Source organism: Methyloceanibacter sp. (assembly GCF_058506495.1).
The window spans coordinates 1-1,645 of record NZ_JBZMXT010000189.1 but is presented as its reverse complement, the minus strand read 5'-3'; the positions used below and the strand labels follow the sequence as shown (position 1 = coordinate 1,645).

Sequence of the window (1,645 nt, the reverse complement as noted above, 5' to 3'; positions counted from 1 at the left end):
CGCCCATTGTCCAATATTCCCCACTGCTGCCTCCCGTAGGAGTCTGGGCCGTGTCTCAGTCCCAGTGTGGCTGATCATCCTCTCAGACCAGCTACAGATCGTCGCCTTGGTGAGCCATTACCCCACCAACAAGCTAATCTGACGCGGGCCGATCTTTCGGCGATAAATCTTTCCCCCGAAGGGCGTATCCAGTATTAGCCCAAGTTTCCCTGAGTTATTCCGGACCGAAAGGCACGTTCCCACGCGTTACTCACCCGTCTGCCACTTTCCGCTTTCCCGAAGGAAAGCTTCTCGTTCGACTTGCATGTGTTAGGCCTGCCGCCAGCGTTCGTTCTGAGCCAGGATCAAACTCTTAGATTAAGAATTCGATTCTGAACTAACCCGGATGGAATTTTCCGGGTGATCGCTACGTTTTGACGAGTTCCCAACAAGCATGAAACCATACTACCAAAGGTAGTATGCAACACGCCTATTGGCTTCTTGAAAACGCAAGATCGTCAGAGTCTCATCGCCGGTCCTAAGAGGCACCGGCACGCTAGGACTCCGCCGTCCGCGTTTCCCTTTCTTCATATTACAATGTCAAAGAGCCGTCGGAGGCGTGACAGGTGTCATACTTCCGAACCCCAATGGAACCAAAAGCCCCGTTGGGAGTCAACGACAGCAAGGGTCAGAACCGGAGCAAGAAGACCCGGAGGATACCCCGCAACTGTCAGTGGGTAGCGCGGTCGCGCATCGTCCCGCAGGAGGTGGGAGCGACCCGCGCTGATGATTATTTAGGGTCTGACTACCTGGGTGTCAATGCCGAAAAACCGATTTGCTCAAGAAAATCGCCATCAAGCAGCGTTTCGCAACGACCGCCTCAAACTGGGACCCCGAGGCCACATTCCTGCCCGAATAAGAGGAGATATTTTCATTCGTTAACGGCGTGGTAACCATACTTAACAAGTATGGTGGGGATGAAGCGCCGAGGGGGATTGACCAGGATCTAGACAGCTTCCATCTCACCGTCAATAATCGACGTAGTTGGCCGTTTTTGTGCGGTCGTGTGAGATCAGGAACGCCGGGGATCGAGGGAAAGCCACTCGGCACAGAATCTGACCTCGCTGAGTTGAATCATAGACCGCTTCGGCTGTTGGTCGCCTGAGGGAAATCGGGAAATGCGCTTCGGTTAGAAGCGCAGGGCGACAGCCAGGAAACGGGGGGATTGCGCATTGTTTAAGCGCCGTGGCGGATTCGCGCGCCGAAAGCTGGGTCAGGCACTTGTGCCGTCCGGACCCAGAGGACTTCCTACTATTTTCCTTGGCGAAGTATCGCCAGCCAAGACGAAGCGAGAGCTTCCAGCCGTTTACCTCTGTGAGTCCGGTCACGAAGGACCCGCTCACCGCCTTAAGTGGATGGCCAGCACATGTCTTGCCGGCATGGTGGGCGTCTGTCTCATCGGCGTTTCGATTTACGCCTCGATGAACATGTCGGATGGCTCAGGGATGGTGAATTCCATCAAGCGCGCGTCACTCGCAGCGCTTCAGCCGATCCGCGGCGCCCGGCTTGCCCAGGACGCGCAGAGCGCGGGCGGGCAGAAAGAAGACCGCATTGAAGCCACCTCAAAGGGTTTCGCGAAACGTCAGGTCATCCACGACACAGTCGT

1 protein-coding gene and 1 rRNA gene are annotated in these 1,645 nt (G+C 55.9%); one reads left to right on the top strand and one right to left on the bottom strand.

The genetic code is table 11. The annotated features are described in order from the left end of the window. Positions 1-360 (bottom strand): 16S ribosomal RNA (locus AC33YF_RS13900); the annotation flags it as partial. Between the two features lie 851 nt (positions 361-1,211). Between AC33YF_RS13900 and AC33YF_RS13895 the strand changes: the two genes are divergently transcribed. Beyond that, on the top strand, positions 1,212-1,645 hold a 434-nt coding region (locus AC33YF_RS13895), incomplete at its 3' end, for a hypothetical protein (protein ID WP_491777808.1).